The sequence below is a fragment of the Paenibacillus mellifer genome (genome assembly GCF_023195895.1).
Taxonomy (GTDB): domain Bacteria; phylum Bacillota; class Bacilli; order Paenibacillales; family Paenibacillaceae; genus Fontibacillus; species Fontibacillus mellifer.
The window spans coordinates 59,829-76,825 of sequence record NZ_JALPRK010000001.1 but is presented as its reverse complement, the minus strand read 5'-3'; the positions used below and the strand labels follow the sequence as shown (position 1 = coordinate 76,825).

General features: G+C 54.4%; 16 protein-coding genes and 1 pseudogene. 4 read left to right on the top strand and 13 right to left on the bottom strand.

Annotation, left to right across the window (positions count from 1 at the left end; genetic code table 11):
- Window positions 1–62 precede the first annotated feature (62 nt).
- On the bottom strand, window positions 63–1,241 hold the full coding sequence (locus M0651_RS00345; protein WP_248549880.1) for a PstS family phosphate ABC transporter substrate-binding protein: 1,179 nt from the start codon (window positions 1,239–1,241) through the stop codon (window positions 63–65).
- Window positions 1,238–2,527 (bottom strand): ATP-binding protein, encoded by a 1,290-nt coding sequence (locus M0651_RS00340; RefSeq protein ID WP_248549879.1) that lies wholly within the window; start codon window positions 2,525–2,527, stop codon window positions 1,238–1,240. The genes M0651_RS00345 and M0651_RS00340 overlap by 4 nt, the downstream gene beginning before the upstream one ends.
- Window positions 2,528–2,728: 201 nt before the next feature.
- On the opposite strand from M0651_RS00340, the gene M0651_RS00335 reads away from it, so the two are divergent.
- From M0651_RS00335 to M0651_RS24225, 4 genes and pseudogenes are all read left to right on the top strand, one after another.
- Window positions 2,729–3,385 (top strand): YitT family protein, encoded by a 657-nt coding sequence (locus tag M0651_RS00335; RefSeq protein WP_248549878.1) that lies wholly within the window; start codon window positions 2,729–2,731, stop codon window positions 3,383–3,385.
- 183 nt (window positions 3,386–3,568) lie between these two features.
- Window positions 3,569–3,802 (top strand): hypothetical protein, encoded by a 234-nt coding sequence (locus M0651_RS00330; RefSeq protein WP_248549877.1) that lies wholly within the window; start codon window positions 3,569–3,571, stop codon window positions 3,800–3,802.
- A 119-nt stretch (window positions 3,803–3,921) separates the two neighbouring features.
- Window positions 3,922–4,020: pseudogene (locus M0651_RS24230) on the top strand (helix-turn-helix domain-containing protein); the annotation flags it as partial.
- An 89-nt stretch (window positions 4,021–4,109) separates the two neighbouring features.
- Window positions 4,110–4,397 carry a transcriptional regulator gene (locus M0651_RS24225; RefSeq protein ID WP_372490854.1) on the top strand — a complete coding sequence of 96 codons (288 nt, stop codon included), beginning with the start codon at window positions 4,110–4,112 and terminating at the stop codon, window positions 4,395–4,397.
- 228 nt (window positions 4,398–4,625) lie between these two features.
- Here M0651_RS24225 and M0651_RS00320 read toward each other — a convergent pair whose 3' ends face one another.
- The 11 genes from M0651_RS00320 to M0651_RS00270 all read right to left on the bottom strand — a co-directional run bounded on the left by M0651_RS00320 (window position 4,626) and on the right by M0651_RS00270 (window position 16,974).
- Window positions 4,626–5,870, bottom strand: coding sequence for an MFS transporter (locus M0651_RS00320; protein ID WP_248549876.1), 1,245 nt, complete (start codon window positions 5,868–5,870; stop codon window positions 4,626–4,628).
- Window positions 5,867–7,162 (bottom strand): CehA/McbA family metallohydrolase, encoded by a 1,296-nt coding sequence (locus M0651_RS00315; protein ID WP_248549875.1) that lies wholly within the window; start codon window positions 7,160–7,162, stop codon window positions 5,867–5,869. The genes M0651_RS00320 and M0651_RS00315 overlap by 4 nt, the downstream gene beginning before the upstream one ends.
- 18 nt (window positions 7,163–7,180) lie before the next feature.
- On the bottom strand, window positions 7,181–8,053 hold the full coding sequence (locus tag M0651_RS00310; RefSeq protein WP_248549874.1) for a carbohydrate ABC transporter permease: 873 nt from the start codon (window positions 8,051–8,053) through the stop codon (window positions 7,181–7,183).
- A gap of 2 nt (window positions 8,054–8,055) precedes the next feature.
- A complete protein-coding gene (locus M0651_RS00305) occupies window positions 8,056–8,934 on the bottom strand; it encodes an ABC transporter permease subunit (protein ID WP_248549873.1) in 879 nt (292 codons plus the stop codon).
- Window positions 8,935–8,961: 27 nt separating this feature from the next.
- A complete protein-coding gene (locus tag M0651_RS00300) occupies window positions 8,962–10,410 on the bottom strand; it encodes an extracellular solute-binding protein (RefSeq protein ID WP_248549872.1) in 1,449 nt (482 codons plus the stop codon).
- A 40-nt stretch (window positions 10,411–10,450) separates the two neighbouring features.
- Entirely contained in the window at window positions 10,451–11,479 is a 1,029-nt protein-coding gene (locus M0651_RS00295) for a LacI family DNA-binding transcriptional regulator (RefSeq protein ID WP_248549871.1), read from the bottom strand.
- A 276-nt stretch (window positions 11,480–11,755) separates the two neighbouring features.
- Window positions 11,756–12,982 (bottom strand): alpha-L-fucosidase, encoded by a 1,227-nt coding sequence (locus M0651_RS00290; protein WP_248549870.1) that lies wholly within the window; start codon window positions 12,980–12,982, stop codon window positions 11,756–11,758.
- Between the two features lie 104 nt (window positions 12,983–13,086).
- Window positions 13,087–13,368, bottom strand: a complete 282-nt coding sequence (locus tag M0651_RS00285) for a TfoX/Sxy family protein (protein ID WP_248549869.1) — start codon at window positions 13,366–13,368, stop codon at window positions 13,087–13,089.
- Between the two features lie 2 nt (window positions 13,369–13,370).
- Window positions 13,371–13,622, bottom strand: coding sequence for a zinc ribbon domain-containing protein (locus tag M0651_RS00280; protein ID WP_248549868.1), 252 nt, complete (start codon window positions 13,620–13,622; stop codon window positions 13,371–13,373).
- A gap of 34 nt (window positions 13,623–13,656) precedes the next feature.
- The gene (locus tag M0651_RS00275) at window positions 13,657–14,328 is read right to left on the bottom strand and encodes a TetR/AcrR family transcriptional regulator (protein ID WP_248549867.1); all 672 of its coding nucleotides are present in this window, start codon (window positions 14,326–14,328) and stop codon (window positions 13,657–13,659) included.
- A 150-nt stretch (window positions 14,329–14,478) separates the two neighbouring features.
- Window positions 14,479–16,974, bottom strand: coding sequence for a beta-mannosidase (locus M0651_RS00270; RefSeq protein WP_248549866.1), 2,496 nt, complete (start codon window positions 16,972–16,974; stop codon window positions 14,479–14,481).
- Between the last annotated feature and the right edge of the window lie 23 nt (window positions 16,975–16,997).

Sequence of the window (16,997 nt, the reverse complement as noted above, 5' to 3'; positions counted from 1 at the left end):
GGGACAGAGTGCTAATTCCTATGTTTTAGTTTATCGATCTGGAATTCGAGTGTCAATATGTTCTAAGGAGAGAGGGGGGTATAACCCGTTTGTTCCACTAAATACTGACCTTGCGGGGACAAAATCCAATCGATCAGCTTCTCCACATTCGGATTGTCGCTGCCCGCCGTTACCGCGTAGAACTCCGCCGCTAGCGGGTATTCGCCGCTGGCGATCGTTGCCCGCTCCGGCTTCACACCGTCAATACTCAGCAGGCAGATATTCCCATTCCTCACCATTTCCGTAGCATAAAAAAGGAACGAATACCCCAACGCGTTTTTGTAATTGCGGTAATCCGCGGTCCGCGAAATGATACCGCCCATCCCGGATTCGACATCCTCCTTGGGAGGTTTAGCCAGCTCCCGGCCGTCCATCACCCGAACCAGCATTGATTGGCTACCGCTATCCTCCGGCCGCTGAAACGCCCGAATGTTTCCTCCCTCACCCCCCACTTCGCTCCAGCGAGTGATTTCTCCCGAGTAGATCCCGCGAATCTGCTCCGTGGTTAATTCGGTCACCGGATTGGACGCGTTGACAAAGAAGACAAACGCCTCGCGGCCAATGGGGGTGAACTTCAATTCCTTGCCTTGCTTGCGGGCGGCGGCCTTCTGCCCTTCTGAAGGCGCAGCGACAAAGATGAGATCCGCTCGGCCTTCGATCAGATTCTTATAAGCTACGGGCGTTGTATTCACCATAACCTCACTCTGATAAAGATCGTATTCTTGGCGCGGATATACCGCCTGCGCAAATGCAGCATACAGCGGATAGAGCGCCGTTGCCCCGTCAAGCCGCGGCAGATCCTTCGTTATTGTCAATTTCGACGGTTCCGGCAGCAACGCCAGCTTGCCTGTATCCTCAAACGGCCGGTACGGCTCCATATTCACTTCCTGGTCGCTGAGAACCGGAATCCGGTTATGGTACGCCTCGCGGAGCTCGTAACCCGCCGTCGTCAAGCCTCCCAAGACAACGACAGCAAGCAGCGATACATACACCTTGCGCCGGTGTCGTGTCGGCAAGAATAAGAAGAAGGCCAGAAATAGGACCAATACAGCCGTCGCGACCAGCACCAGAGGTGCATAGAATATCGCCCCTCCTGAGAAGGAAACGATCAATCCGGCAAAAAATCCGAGAAATAGAATCACGCCGGATAATAAAACGAACAACACGATTTTCCCTACAAGTTCTCCGCCTTGCTTGCTCAAGCTTCAACACCCTCCCTTGCCTCTACATCTCGGGTATACACTGGTAAACGAATCGTAAACTTCGTTCCCGCACCGGGTTCGCTTTGCACATTCACCGTTCCGCCGAAAGAGAGGATCGCTTGGTAGGAGAAGGTCATGCCGAGCCCTGTTCCGGAAGATTTGGTGGAAAAATAGATCGAACCCAACCGTTTCGCTTGTTCTTCGGTCATGCCGACCCCGTTATCCTGAATGGTTAACGTGACCTTGCGAGCTGCGACCTGCAGCCGCAAAGTAACCTTACCGCGGGTATGCGGCACTTCGGCGCACGCTTCTACGGCGTTTTTGATAAAATTAACGAGCACTTGCTTCATTTTATCGGGATTGGCGAGAATCCATACCGGCTCCGGAGGATGACTGATTTCAAGCAGCACGTTGTGCATGTTAGCATACGGGCTCATGACATCCTTCGTGATCCGGAGCAACTCCTCAAGATCGGTGGGTTCCTGCTTATCGCCAATCGGCTTGGAAATGGCCAGATATTCAGACAGGATATATTCCGTCCGGGCAATTTCACTCATGCAGATTTCAATATAGCGTTCAATCCGCCCGCGGTCCGTTACGCCGTCGCGGATCAGCGTAAGAAATCCCTTCACCGCGGTCAACGGATTCCGCACCTCATGGACTAACGAAGCCGCGACGTGGCTAATGGCCCGCACCCGCTCGTGTTGCCCATAGCTAATGTACAGCTCCTTATCCGTGACTGCTTTTCTAAACAAAGTAATCAGCAGCCAGCAGCCCACCAAATTCTGCATCGGAATGACTAGTAAGTGAAAGCTCAAGTTATGAATGACCGATTGCGGATTTTCCAGATACACGAACAGAAGCGGCGTTACAGAGAAGAACATACCCGCCAACAACAAAACCAGTGATTTCCGTTCACTTTTCTGATAAATACGGTAAAGCAGGAAAGAACCCGTGAAAGTCACCAACATGATCACCATCGCAATGAACGTACCGTCGCCCCCGATATAAAAACGGTACAGAACAAATTCCGCTAAGAGAGCGAACCCCGTTTGCAAGCCTCCAAAGATCAAGCCAAAAAACATGATGGTATACCTAATGTCGTAAAAATAGCCGCTAACCACGCTAGCCCCGAAAGTCATCGAAATGAACAAACAAATCATGCTAGTGATCGCAATAAATTTTTGCGTGTAATTCTTGGACTGATCCCGATAGTACACGCTATACATGACAAACGGCATATGGGCAAAGAAGAGCTGAAGAATAATATCTTTAAGAATGGTCATGCGCGCTCACCCTTCATCGGCTGATTGGGTTTCACCCTGTTATGTATATCCCTTTTATTCCATATTTCACTCCATAAACCCTTTTTCTCCGGCAATAAAACGTGGATCACGAATGTGTCTTTGGCATGCCCGACTGTTTAGGCGCATAGGCTGTAGAAGCAGGACTAGCCTGCCATTCTATCTTCCTGAAGGATGATTTTCGTGTCGACGAAACGCGCCCCGGCCCGGGCTTATTTTCTACGCCGTTTATACCAAAAGAGCGCCCATATCTTCGCAGGCTCCTTAATTCAAGGTTTCGCCATGGGGGTATTCCTGTTTCCCCATTCGATCCCATCCGGCGGTGGCGCGGGAATCGCCGTGCTACTCAACTACTGGTTCGGGATGCCGATGAGCCTTGGCTTATGGCTGACCAATATCTCCTTTCTTCTCTTCGCCGTCCATTACTTGGGGCGGATCAGCGCAATAGGAACAATCATGGTCATCACGGTGACCTCGGTATCGGTCAACTATTTTGAAGTGTACTTCCATAGCCCCTTTGCCAACGTATGGGTTAACCTGCTCATCGGTTCTCTCTTTCTAGGTATCGGCATCTCCATCCTGTTTCGAGAACGGGTGACGAACGGCGGAATCGGCTTCGTTGCGCTCGCCATTGCCAAGCGGAAGCGGATCAACCCCGGATCTGCGTTATTTTGGATGAACGGTGGCATATTTCTCCTCACCGCGATCGTTATCGATTGGAAAATCATCATTCAAGCCTTGCTCTGTCAATGGTTGTCCACTCGAATCGTCAAATGGTTGCACACCCCTTCGGTCATCGGGAAGCGCCCCCTGTATTTCATGGCCTGGCGCAGGAAATGAGAGTTTATCCAATTTAGCCATGAAATTACTCCTAGTTTGATAACGTTTACAACACATTAGTTATGCTGTGGGATAATGGCCAGCATTTCGGCCGAGTGTCTTACAAGTGGTCAGACGAAGAGTTGTATCAGTTGATGAAGGCGAGTTGGAAGAAACGGGTCGCGACCGCCGAAACCCGATCTCGTGTATGTCCGGAAAGGTGCGGAGATCGAGGATATCAAGATCAAGCTAAACTTGAACGGCAATTCACTCACCGCCTTATACGTTTATGCGGACCTGGTGTCCGGACAAATCAAGCTGCTGCCAGAATTCTTCAAAGAGGTGAAGGACGGCGAGGTGACGCTGAAGTTCCACTTCTGGAGCGGGGAGATCGTCAGCTACAAGCTGACTAAAACCGGCACAGCCGTAGCGGAGTAAGATAAGTAAGCGATCAGGCGCCCGACTCAACCGATGGTTGAGCCGGGCGTTTTTTTCTAAGAACGGGTTATTGAACGGTTTCGTGGTTGCCCCCTACAATAGGGATATCAAGGAGCGTGATGCAAATGAAAGAACAATTGGCCCGCACGATCATCCGGTACCGTAAGGAAAAAGGACTAACTCAGGACGAGCTGGCTCAGAAACTTGGCTTGTCCTTTCAAGCCATCTCCAAATGGGAAAATGCCCAAACAATGCCTGATATCACCCTGCTAATACAGAATTCGATATTTTACATTCGAGCGGCGTATTGCATTATCTCCCGGCGGAGGAGCGGGCGGACGTCTTCGCGGGTTACCAACGTTATACCCGAGATGGCGGCTTACACGTGTTTAACGTGTTCGTGCAGAAACCTTTCATCGCCCCGCCGCCGGAGAACGAGCCCTTTGCCTACCCGTGGCATTCCGGCGAGTTACTCGCGTTATACCGCGACTGGCTGATCCGGGACAGCGCCGAGGTTGTATTCGACTGCAACTCCTCCGGCGTCCCTCACCAACACGCAATGGCGAAGATTGCCGCGCAAAAGGTGGGCGGGTAGTTTTAGGGACGAAGAGGGAGGGCGATTCGATCAATCGCCTCTTGGTCCCTCTTTTCATGATTATCCCCTTTGGTCAGGGAGACCAAAAATAGCTTATTAATGTTCCAACAACGTCCAGATCTGTTCATCCGGCGCCAAACTAGCTTTCCTCTTACTCCAAGCTGATCAAACGGGATCATCCTGCAAAGCGGGCGAACGACAGGCCTGAACCTGCCCCCCAACAACACTTTAGCTCTCCTCATCCTCCTGCACCTCCATCGCCCGCTGGATAAAAAGGAGCGGCAGCAGCCCGATTGCAATAACCGCGACAAGGAAGAGCGATAAACTTGCTTCGAGCCCGTCCGCCCCCCATCGGTAGATCCCGTACAGCAGTGCTACCCCGGTGATACGCCCAACACTAAGGGCCGCTTCCCGCCACACCATCAACTCGATGCGGAGCCGCCCCCCCTGGTCCCAACGGTTGACCGCATTAAAGGTTAGCGTATTAAACGGCGTGTCGAAGAAGGGCCGGGCGACCGAGCTGATCACGCCATACAATACAAGCGTCCAAGCCGCCAGATGCAAGGTGATTCCGAGCAGGGACACCCCCATCAGCAAAGCGCCGAGGACAAGGTAACGCCAACGGTAACGATCGCGTCCGAACCGGCCGATCAGGTAGAAGCTGGCGACGGAGAGCAGCGTCGTGGCGAAAGCAAACCGGCCGGTGGCGTTCTCGCTGCCAGTCGCGAGGAACACCCAAAGCCAGATCGCGATCGCCAGCACGCCGTCGCGGAAGGCTACGCCAACAAAGGCACAACTGAGGTAGCGCCACTCCCGATGGCGCAGCACCCCCAGCAGGCTGCGCCATTCAAAGACGCCGGCGGCGGCCTGCTTCGGCAGCAACAGCGCCGCCCCCAGCGATAACGCAAAGCATAGCAAGCTGGCAAGGAACACGGTGGCGTAACCGGCCAGCGCCGGCAGCGATTCGACCAGCGCGCCGGCGATCAGTGGCCCGGCCATCCCCGTCAGCGCGCCAGCCGCGCCGTTGATGCCGTTGAACCAATTGCGGTTGCCGGCCTCGGTCACGTCGATGGATAAGACGTTCATCGACATCCAGTAGAAGCCCTGGCCGATCCCGTACATCAATCCGAGCGGTAACAGAAACTGCGGCGATTCGCTCCCGAGCAGAAGCACGGCGACGTAAAACAGCATTTGCACCACGCTGCCAATCCACAGCGGTTTCGTGCGGTCCACGCGCTTGCTGAGCCAACCAGCCAGTATGAACGACGGCAGCCAAACCATGTAAGAAGCCAGGTTGAACAGCAACGTCTGTGACATATCGTTCGTCAACTTGTACCAATACACATTGATGAAAATGTTGGACAAGGTATTCCCGAGCGCATTCAACGAATTGACCAAGAGCAGCACTTTAGCTGGGCGTGCTAGCGCCGGTCCTGCGGAAACCGCGCGGGAGTTGGTGAGGACTGGCTTCATACGGATACGCCTAAGATCCCTTGCGCGATATAAACCGGATTGGTCAGGCAAGTCATCACGTCAAGCTCCCAATCGGGCAAGTATCGCCGCGCTTCTACACGGTAGAACAATCGATCCGCCGGCATTCGGCAAACGAGCTCTTGCTTGCCCTGCTCCACGGTCCATTCCTGCTCCAGCCCGTGGTCCGACCACAAGCTAACTCGATCCCCCTGTGCACTGCGAATCGTGATCAACAGCTCAACATCATCACGTCCGACCGCCACCTCTAGTTCATCTCCTACGCCAGCCCCATCCGCTGTCAACGTGATGAAGGTATCGTCCGGACCCATCGACAGCACGACCGCACCGCGCCTTACGGCATCGAGCACGGCCGCAACCGTCTCCTCTTCGACGTATACATGCGCCGTTGGCCCTCCGTGCCGGACGAACGGATCGTCTCGGTGCGTATCACTGCCGCCGACAGCCACGATGCGCCGGCCTTCGGTAAGGCGCTGCTGCCACCAGGCTACCGCCGTTTCGTTCAGCTCCCGCCACGGCCCGTTCCACACCTCAATCGCATCGAAGGGTACGTCGAAGCCAAGCTCCCATGGACAGTCCGGGCAAAATGGGTGATTCAGCGTGACCAGCGCGCCTTTCTCTTGTGCTTGCCGGAGCTCCTTGGCCGCTGCTTCTGGAGTCAACACGCGGAAATCTGTCAACGCGTCCGGATGCCCGAGCAGATTGGCATGGCCTTTATAGCTGGTCATCTCCACGCCGGGGATCATCAGCAGCGTTTCGTCCTGCGCCACCGAAAAGCGGTTTTGCGAAGCCGTGTTGTGATCAGTGAACGCGAGGAAATCGAGCCCTTTTCCCCGGCAAGAAGCCAGTGCCTCGCTGATTGTATAGCTTCCGTCGCTGTGAACGGTATGAGTGTGCAGGTCGCCTTTAAGCCAATGCCGATGCTTTAAAGTGATCTTGATTTCTAGTTCTACCAGAATCCCTTCATCAGGGACCTTATAAGCCCCTAACAGCACCGCCCATTCTCCGGGAAGAATGGGTCCCGCCAAATAACCGGGCGTCGCTTTTTCCAAACCTATCTGAAAACCGTCCCGTGCCCCGCCACTCCAACCGATGATCCGGTCCGGCGAACGTAAGCCGAGATCGACCACGGAACGGTCGTTTTTTTCATAGCGATAATGTACTTCAATGGATTCCGCCCCTTCCGGAACGGGAAAGGCGACCTCCGGATAACTCCGCTCTTGCTCATGAACAAGCTGAACTTGAACTTGGTGCTCCAACCGATTCTTTGCCATAACTTCGCAGCATCCCTTCTATTCCTTGCTAGCTCCCAACATGATGCCTTTCATGAAAAACCGCTGCACGAACGGATATACCGCAATCAGCGGGAGTATCGCAATCACGATGCCGGCCATCTTTACGTTGGTCGTTACCAGATAATTGCTCGACACGCTGCTCGTATCGATGATGATCGACTTGAGCGCGACTTGCAGCGTATACTTCATGCTGTCGTTAATGAAAATAAGCGGCGCCGTAAACATGTTCCAGCGCCCTACAAATTCGAACAGCGACACGGTGGCAAGTCCCGGCGCGGCCAGACGCAAATAGATTCTGGCGAAAATCCAGAAGTCCCCTGCCCCGTCTATTCGGCCCGCTTCGGCGATCTCGTACGGGATCCCCATGAAGAAGTTCCGCATCAGCAGGATCGAAAACCCGGACACCAACCCGGACAACACCAGCACCGTCAGCGTATTAATCAAATGAAAATCCTTGTTCACCACGTACAGCGGAATCAGCACCGCTTCCTGCGGGATCATCATCGTGAGCAAAATAAACGTAATCACCCCCTTCTTCCCCGGTACATGCGGATGAATCAGTACATAACCCGCGAGTGAGGATAACAGCACGTGCAGGACCGTTCCCACTACGGTAACAATCGTGCTGTTCAGGAACGGCCGCCACAGGTCCAGGCTCTCCCAGATCGTCTTGTAACCCTCGGCACTAAACTGCGCCGGAAACAGCACAACGTTCGGCTGCATCGAGGCAAGACCCGACGAAAACGACAAGGCCAATACATTAAGAAACGGGACTACCATCACGAGCATCAATATCAGCAGAAAAAGTAGGTTTACGGTGTCAAAAAGCTTATTTTTCCAGCCTAATCGTTCGAAACGTTCGCTCCCCATCGTTATCCCACCTCGTCGAATCGGGTTATTTTGCGCACGACCAACGTCAGTGCCAGGGTGAACAGCAGCACCATAAAGCTGGCGGCCGCGGCTACGCCGACCTGCATGTTCATAATCCCTTTTTCAAATGTATACACCATCAACACATCGACATCCGGTGCAGTAGATGGATTGCGCAGCACAAATACCTGGTCGAAGATCCGCAGCACGCCCATCGTATTCAACAGCAAAACAACCTTCATCGTGCCCAGCAGTTGAGGCAGCGTGACGTAACGAACCTGTTGCCAGCGGGTTGCCCCATCCATGCGCGCAGCTTCGTAGAGAGACGGATTAATCGTCACGATCCCGGCCATGAACAAGATACAGTTGTAGCCCATGTCCTTCCATGTCGCGACGAGGATCATGACAAGGCGAGCCCAAAACGACTCGGCCAGAAAGTGGATCGGCGGCGTGCCTGTCCAGCGCTGCAGCAGCAGATTAACCAGCCCGGTATCGGGAGACAGCAGGAAAATCCAGATCCCGCCGACGATGACCCAGGATAGTAGATGAGGAATGTAGAGCACCATTTGGGCTGTTTTTTTGAAACGGGTATGCAACACTTCGTTTAAGGACAACGCTAGCACTAGAGGAGCGACAAAGCCGAGAGCCAGGATGCCTCCCCCGATCACCAGGGTGTTCGTCAGCGACTTCCAGAAGAACGGGTCATGCCAGACCTGCGAATAATTCGCAAGCCCGGCATACGGACCGTTCCCCATGAGCCGATAATCCTGAAAGCTGACCTGCAACCCTTTAACGAGCGGATAATAACCATAGATGAGAAAATAGATGGCTACAGGAATCATCATGAGATATAAAGCCGCATACTTCCGAAGAGCTTTCATGGGTAATCGTCACATCCTATTCTTGGCCTATTCGTCGATGAGGTTCGCTGCCTTCAGTTCCTTCTGCATTTGCTTGACCGCATCGCCCGCCGGCATTTCTCCGGACATGGCCTTCAGGGCGTAGTTTTGCACGATTTTCTCTGCGTCTGCCCACTCCGGCAGGGACAACTCCAACGTGGCGTACTGCTTGACCAGATCCTGCGCCTCCTGCACCCCAGGAAGCTTGCCGAACGGCGGCTTCACGGTTTCGTTGTACCAGAACGGTACGCCGTGGTCCATGTTATGCTCTTTACCAGTCGCAGTCAGTGTGTATTGGTCGCCGTCCTTCGTGTAATCATCGCCTTCGATCCCCAGGCTACCCAACGTAATACCCGCTTCGGTGTGCCAAAACTCCAAGAACTTCTTCGCCGCGTCCGGGTGTTCGGCATTCACCGGCATCATCCAGTAATCCGGGTCCCCGCGGCGCATCAGCAGGTTGCCATCCGGTCCTGTCGCGCTGGCCAAAGCTTTGGCTTCAAACGTGGTGTTCGGGTCGGCTTCCTGGCGCGTGCTGTTGAACATCCCGACCCAGGCATCCCAATACGTGACCATACCAACACGGTCGGTCAGGAACAGGTTGCGCATCTTGCCCGTATCGTTCGTGACGAAGTTCGGGTCCATGATGCCTTCCCTCGTCAGCTTGGCAAACCATTCGTACATCGGAATAGCTGCTTCCGACGCATACGGAATTGTCCGTTTTCCGTCCTTCAGCACATAACGGTATTTCAAGCCGGCTGCGCTCATGAAACCCTGAATGTCATACAGCCCGGAGGTGCTAAGTCCGTATGTATCGGCTTTACCGTTGCCGTCCGGGTCCTGCTCCTTGAATGCCTTCAGCACGTTATAGTAGTCGTCCAGCGTTTTGGGCTCCTGCAGGTTCAGCTTGTCCAGCCAGTCCTTACGGACGATCGGCATTGTGCCGCCTTGGAACTTGGAGAATACGGCATAAATGTTACCGTCTTGGCCTTTCAGCTGATCCCACTCCGCGGATGGAACGACGCTGGGATCCGACAATTGGCTCGACCCTTGCACGAAGTCCGTTAAACTAGTCAGCGCACCTTGATCGACGAAGCTGTTCAGCTTGCCGAGATCACTGCCTTCGATGAGATCGTATTTCTCGCCGGAACCCAGCGCCGTCAGTACCTTTTGGTCATAGTCGCTGGCCGGGCGCTCAATCGTCACGTCGATGCCGGTTAACCGTTTGATTTCCTGCTCAAATTTGGCGTTCTCCTCCGGCGTTTTTCCGCCTACGTTGGCAGACAGGATACGCAGTTTCATGTCGCCTGCCGGTGTTTCCGATGGCGCTCCGGTTGAAGCACCATTTTGCGTTCCGCCATTTGCCGAGGTACCGTTATTAGGTGTATTTCCGCCGCAGGCCGACAGCAGCATCGAACCGATCGCCAGCAGCGCCATGAGATGAGTCGCTTTCCTTTTCACTGGATGATTTCCTCCTTGGTTTCTCTTCTAGATTCCTATCCTATCCTTGGGTTGGCGCGCAGGAACCACGTACCACGATCTCTGCCGGGATCAGCGTTCGTTTGGCGAGACGCTTGCCGGTTTCGAGCTGCTCCAGCAAGAGCAGCATGGACTCCTGCCCCAGTTGGTCGGCATGAAGCCGAACCCCGGTGAGGGGCGGTGAAAATTCCTGCGCCAATGGGCTATCATAAGCAAAGGACAACACGGACAGCTGCCCCGGTATGCTTAGGCCAAGCTGCTCCGCGGCCTGGTAGACGCCTAGCGCCATCGAGTCGGTGTCGGCCAGAACCGCTGTGATGCCGGGATCCGCACGCAGATGGGTCAACACCGTGTCACAGCCAAATGTCATTGACGAGGTGATGCCGTCCGGCTTGTGTACGATCATATCCTTCGGAGGTATTAGGCCGGCCTGCTCGAACGCATTCAGGTAGCCTTGTCCGCGGTCCACGGCCACGGTGCGGTTCGCTGGAGCATTCAGAAACAGGATACGACGGTGTCCAAGCGACATTAGGTACTGCGTTGCCTTCGCAGCGATACCGACATTATCGTTGTCGACATAGCAGACACGGGACTCGTCCTCCTCAGACGGACGACCGATGACAACGATGGGAAGGTCCCGCTGTAAACAATCCTCAATTCGGGGATCGCCGATCACCGCATCAAGGATAATCTCGCCGTCCACCGGATCGGAGGCGATATGTTCAACCTGATTTTTGTAGGTAGATGACACGGTGTTGATTAACAGGCGATACCCATGTTCATAACAGACGGGCAGCACCCCGTTGAGCAGCGAATACTGAAACTGGTTCAGCTTCGCCTTCTGCTCGCCCCGCATATTCAGGCCGATGATGCGCGTCGTTTTGTTCACCAGACTACGGGCCCAGTAGTTTGGCCGGTAATTCAGCTCTTTGGCCACCCGGAGAACCTCTGCCGTTACTTCCTTGCTGATCGGGCGTTTTTTGCTGAACACACTGGATACGGTGCTCTTGGATACCCCCGCCTTCTTTGCCACATCATCAATCGTTGCCACGGTCAATCGTTCCTCTCCACAATTCGTACTAGTACGAACCTAGATTAAACCGGTTTTGTTAAAACCGTTTCGGGTCCCCGTACGAAGTTTGTAAAATCGCAGACGAATGGTTCGCGAAACCGGTTTAATTGTTAAACTGTTGCAAGACGCAAAAAAGCGGCCTTTCGGCCGCTTCGCATCGATAGGATAAGAATGCGTCTTGCTAAATCTCTTATTCTAGTTATGGGTAACAACAGCACCGGAGCCGCCATACATTTCAATTGGCTCGGCAAACTCCTACTTCAGAACGGTAACGTGCTCGTGGCAATCCTCCGGCGTCATATAAATCCACGTCGTACCTGGAATGTTAAACCAAGGCACACCGCCATGAATGTCATAGTTCAGCCCCTTGCCCGAATGGAGGACGGTAATTCTGCGAATTGGGTTGCATAACCCCTTTAAGCAGACGTTTTCCTTCGGATCATCGTACACGAATAGATACAACGTCTTCCGGTCTTTACTAAGCGTGCTTCCTCCTAACCAATACCGGGTCATGATCCCCTCGACGGTCCCATACACCGCCTCATCGTGCGTTCGAATCCAATCGCCCAATCCGAGCAGGATATCGGCTTGTCTCGGATCGATCGTCCCGTCCTCGCGGGGACCGATATTAAGCAGCATGTTGCCGCCGATGGAGATACAGTCGCAGAACATGCGAATGATTTGTTTCAACGATTTATAGTTGTGGTCTTTCGGTTGATAACCCCATGACGTATTGATTGTCGTGCAGAACTCCCAAGGCCCTTCCGGTCTTGTGATCGGAAGCCCTTGCTCCGGCGTTTTGTAATCCCCGTGGCCGGCTAGACGCGAATTGAGGATGAGATCCGGGTTAAAGGACTGCAGATAAGTCTTAAACTCCGGTAATCCCCATTGCTCCGCGCTGCGTTCCCAGTCTCCGTCGAACCAGAGCAAATCAACGACGCCGTACCTCGTTAAGATCTCCTTCAGCTGATTGCGGTTGAACTCCAGGAAGCTCTGCCATCTCTCCTCGTCCTGGATGCCGTCCAGCGGCTCCGAGAAACGGTTAACCTGGTTCAAATCCTCAGGCACGACACCTCCTGGATACACGCTAGGGTAATCCGGATGCGACCAGTCGATCAGCGAATAGTACATCCCAAGTCGAATGCCCCGTTTCTTGACCGCTTCGGCATATTCTTTAACGATGTCGCGTTGGGCCGGCGTTCGCATCACCACGCTCAAGTCGCTGTATTGAGTATCAAACAGCGCTACGCCATCATGATGTTTCGTCGTCAACACCGCGTACTTGGCCCCGGACCGCTCGATCAATTCGGCCCACTGGTCCGCATCGAACCGGGAGGCCGTAAACCCGTCCAATTGTTTCATGTAGTCCTCATACGAAATCACGCCGTTATGAAAGGACCAGGATTCGGAAACGCCGTCAACCGCGTAAATCCCGTAATGGATAAAGATCCCCAACTTGGCGTCTTCAAACCATGGCTGCATCGTCTTGCCCTCCCCTGTCGTTTATTCCTCTCTAACGATAGACTTTAGGGGCTTGAGGGGTAAATATGTGGTTTTTATGATAAGTATGTCTTTTTTGGAGCAACTTACTGGTTTAACTTTGCAAAAAAAACCTTGAGTTCGCTTTTGACCTTCGCGTCCATAAGATGCCAACGTATCCCCCGAATGGATCCCTCCAACGCATAAAGCATGTTCAGGCATGCCGTAGGGTCTTGCAGCTTAATTCTTACAAAGGCTTCTTTACTGCCCATTGCATAAAGCTGCTCCGGCGTGTTCAGTCCGGCTTGCCGCAATTTACGCGCAATGACTGTACTGATATTGGGGAGGTCCTGAAGTTGAAGTTGCCGTTTCAACGCGCCCATTCCCATCCCTACCCTTCCCGTAGTTGCTCCTGCCAAGCCGGAAGCCGCGCCATCAAGCTTCTGGCGGCAGATTCGGCCGCTTGTATGTCCAGCCCTTGGGTACGTACAATAAAAGCCGTCATGGACTTCAACTTCTCTTCCAGTGACTGCATGGTACCGTCCGGCCGTGCACAATGTACGCAATAGTCCTTACTCGTGTCGCTTAAGGCGAACTCGGATGGCGCTTGCATTGGCATGCCGCAGGCAATACATTTTTTCATCTTGAACACTCCTTTTTAGTCTGGTTACGTACTCTTATCCCCGAGGCGCAAGCAAAAATAAATAATGCTCCAGCAATTCCTCCCCGTAACGCTCCAACACGGAGCCCCTCGGCGCGAACAAATCATCGTTCGCCAAATAATGATGGATCAAACCGATCCAGGTGTTGAACAGCAAATGAAGCGGCATCGTCCGGATTAAACCGGCCTGCATCTCCCGTTCCGCAGCGGCGCAGAGGTGATGAGAGACAACCGACTGGATCGCAGTCAAGAGATGCCGTGATTCGTCCGGCAGCATCCGACATTCTCTGACCAGTCGAGCATAAAATGCCTCTCCTTCCCGCAGCCCCGCCAAATGAGCCCGCAGCACCTCTCGCAGGCTGCTGCCCTGGGAAGCCAGCTCATGCAACCGGGCGGTCGTTTGCGCGCTAAACGTCTCGATAACCGCATTCATGAGCGCCTCCTGGGTGACGAAGTGGGCAAATAACGTGCCGTGCGACACCTCCGCCGCCCGGGCCACATCCGCGGTTCGGGTGGCTAACAGTCCTTCCCGGGCATACAGCGACAACGCCGTATCGATTAACCGCTGACGGGTCCGTTCCTTTTGTTGCTGACGCTGTGATTTAACCTTCTCCCCGTCGCCCTTCATTTCCAAGGCCATTCCCCTCTCCTTTCCGTCCGTGGTTGATGATTCATCCAATCTGCGCATGAAGCGATTCTCCGTTTCCATTATATTGAGTTATCACTCATTGAGTTTTTACTCAATATAAATCCGTTAAGTCTGATTGTCAACTTTTGGTTTTTCCTCAAACGCAAAAGGAGTGTTCCCTACGGACCACCCCCACTTCACTTCTTGAGGTTAAATATCGTAAACACTGCGAACGGTGAGTCGCTCTTGCAGCTCGGCTAGCTCCGCCGGGCGACTCATTGCCGATTTAAGGACGGTAACCGTCTTCTGTGCCCCGGCCGACAAATCAAAATAGTTATCGCTGAAAATCGCGTCCAGTTCCGCAACATCCAGCTCTACGAACCGAGCATACGCTTCTGAGGATAACGTTATCGTGAAGCGATCTACAGCCTCCGTGATCACGGCTTGGATGCCTGGGTGTACGAACCCGAAGTGCTTCGGTTTCACAAACAAGACTGTGCCGCCGCTTACGATCTCGCCGTCTTCGACCCAAGCATATTCGAGGTAGGTCTCCCGCAGCTTCGCTTTGGTGTCCACCTCGCCGGCAAAATCCAGCTGCTCCAGCTCCGCGGTGGCAAACGGAGCGATTTCGGCCGCCCGTTCCCCTTGCCGAAGCACTTCGGAGCGCGCATTCCGCAGCGTCCAGACCAGCTTGCCTTTTGCGGTCCGCTTGCTTTCGTTAGATACGTGCAAGGCAACCCGCGTGCCTTCCTCACAGGCCGATGCCAACACCGGGGCGAAGAAACGTTTGGCCTCGTACTGCAGCGCCTTCCAGCGCCCATAGTAATCGATGCTCGACCAGGAGGCCACCGGCCAGATATCGTTCAGCTGCCAGTACAACGCTCCCATGCAGCGGCCGCGGTGACGCCGCCAATGCTCGACCCCGCAGCGCATGCCTTCGGCTTGAATCAACTGGGAGGCATACAGCAAAGACGAGAAATCCTTCGGGTAACGATACGTCTCCCCGATGTAGTAGAGGATTTTTTCGTTCCCCGTTCCATTCTTCTGGTGGGATTCCATCACATACGAGAAGATGTTCCGGTCCTCGGGCAGCGTAAACGTCTCCACCGTCTTGAGCGACGGGAACGATTGCAGGCCGAACTCCGACATATACCGCGGATACAGCGTGCGGTAAGCGGTGAAGGGCTTTTTGCCGTGCCAGACGTCCCAGTAATGCATGTCCCCGTAATTCTCGTCGTTGGGCTTGTCGAAACTCCCCTTCGAGGACGGCGAAGCCCGCCAATAAAACGTGTTCGGATCGATTTCCTTCGCGATCTCCGGCAGCAGCACCTCGTACATCTTGATGTAGTCCGCCTGCAATTGCAGCGAGGTTTGCTCCGCCCAGTTCCACTCGTCCCAAGCCATCTCCTGCTCGTTGTTCCCGCACCAAAGCCCCAGCGAAGCGTGATGGCGCAGCCGCTTCATGTTGTCGATCGTCTCCTGCGTGATGTTCTCCTTGAATTCCTCGGTCAATTCATATACGCCGCACGCGTACATATGGTCCTGCCAAACGACGATCCCGTATTCATCGCACAGATCGTAAAAATAGTCCTCCGGATAATGCCCCCCGCCCCAAACGCGAATCGTATTGAAGTTGGCTTCGGCGCAGCTGCGGATTAGGTGCTCCGTGCGCGCTTTGCTGCGCCGCGGGAAGATGTTGTCCTCGGGAATGTAATCGGCCCCCATGGAAAAGAACGGAATCCCGTTCACGACGAAATGGAACGATTCGCCCCATTCGTCTTCTCCCTGCAGCACCGTCAGGGTGCGCAGGCCGATACGCAGCTCGCGCCGGTCCAGCTCCTGGCCCAGCTCGTTCAACACGATCTCCACTTCGTATAGCGGCTGCTCGCCTAACCCGTTCGGCCACCACAGCTCCGGGTTCGGGATCTCCACCGGAATATGCCGCTCCTGGAGAACGCCATCCGGTCCCGCCGTTGACTGCTCGGTTCGTTCCGAAACGCCGGTTTCGATCACGTTGCCTGATGGGCCGGTTACGCGCACGGCGATCCCCCGGCTCCCTTCCGCCCAGCCGTTGGTTCGTACGCGCACGTCCAAGCTGACCTTGCCAGGCTCATGGGCTTGCGTAACGTACACATCCTCGATCCGGGAGCGATCGTAGCCGCGAAGGGTCATATCTCTCCAGATCCCAAGGTCGGGGAGCTGCGGTCCCCAATCCCAGCCGAACATCGAATGTGCCTTGCGCAGATGGGAAATGCCCGGAACGGCGTCGGCGCAGCCGATCAGCGGCCGCTCCGCCTGCTTGCGCAGCACGTATTCCACGGGCGAGCGCAAAATGACGTGAATACGGTTTTCCCCGATGACCAGCAGGGGTTTGACGTCGACCTCGTACGTGCGGTGCATGTTGTCGGCGTTTAGGACAGGTGTCCCGTTCAGGTAAACCTCGGCCAGCGTGTCGAGCCCTTCGCATAGCAGCACCACCCGGTCATGGGCTACCGCAGACTCGTCCAACTGGAAGGTCCGTTCATATTCATAATCGTAGTTGGATAGCTCCAACACTTCGTATTCCTGATCGCGGAAGTAGGGATCCGGCATTTGTCCGGCATTCAACAAATCGTAATAAACCGAACCCGGCACGGTTCCCGGGAGCCATTCGGCCTGGTCCAGCCGTTTCATCCGCCAAGCCCCGCCCAAATCGACAAGCAGCATTCGTTTTGCCTCCTCATGTACTT

Excerpts from the sequence above, each read along its gene's own strand:
- M0651_RS00270 (WP_248549866.1), bottom strand. The coding sequence starts at position 16,974 with ATGCTGCTTGTCGATTTGGGCGGGGCTTGGCGGATGAAACGGCTGGAC.
- M0651_RS00320 (WP_248549876.1), bottom strand. The coding sequence starts at position 5,870 with ATGAAGCCAGTCCTCACCAACTCCCGCGCGGTTTCCGCAGGACCGGCG.
- M0651_RS00305 (WP_248549873.1), bottom strand. The coding sequence starts at position 8,934 with ATGAAAGCTCTTCGGAAGTATGCGGCTTTATATCTCATGATGATTCCT.
- M0651_RS00275 (WP_248549867.1), bottom strand. The coding sequence starts at position 14,328 with ATGCGCAGATTGGATGAATCATCAACCACGGACGGAAAGGAGAGGGGA.
- M0651_RS00310 (WP_248549874.1), bottom strand. The coding sequence starts at position 8,053 with ATGGGGAGCGAACGTTTCGAACGATTAGGCTGGAAAAATAAGCTTTTT.
- M0651_RS00285 (WP_248549869.1), bottom strand. The coding sequence starts at position 13,368 with ATGGGAATGGGCGCGTTGAAACGGCAACTTCAACTTCAGGACCTCCCC.
- M0651_RS00315 (WP_248549875.1), bottom strand. The coding sequence starts at position 7,162 with ATGGCAAAGAATCGGTTGGAGCACCAAGTTCAAGTTCAGCTTGTTCAT.
- M0651_RS00290 (WP_248549870.1), bottom strand. The coding sequence starts at position 12,982 with ATGCAGCCATGGTTTGAAGACGCCAAGTTGGGGATCTTTATCCATTAC.
- M0651_RS00340 (WP_248549879.1), bottom strand. The coding sequence starts at position 2,527 with ATGACCATTCTTAAAGATATTATTCTTCAGCTCTTCTTTGCCCATATG.
- M0651_RS00280 (WP_248549868.1), bottom strand. The coding sequence starts at position 13,622 with ATGAAAAAATGTATTGCCTGCGGCATGCCAATGCAAGCGCCATCCGAG.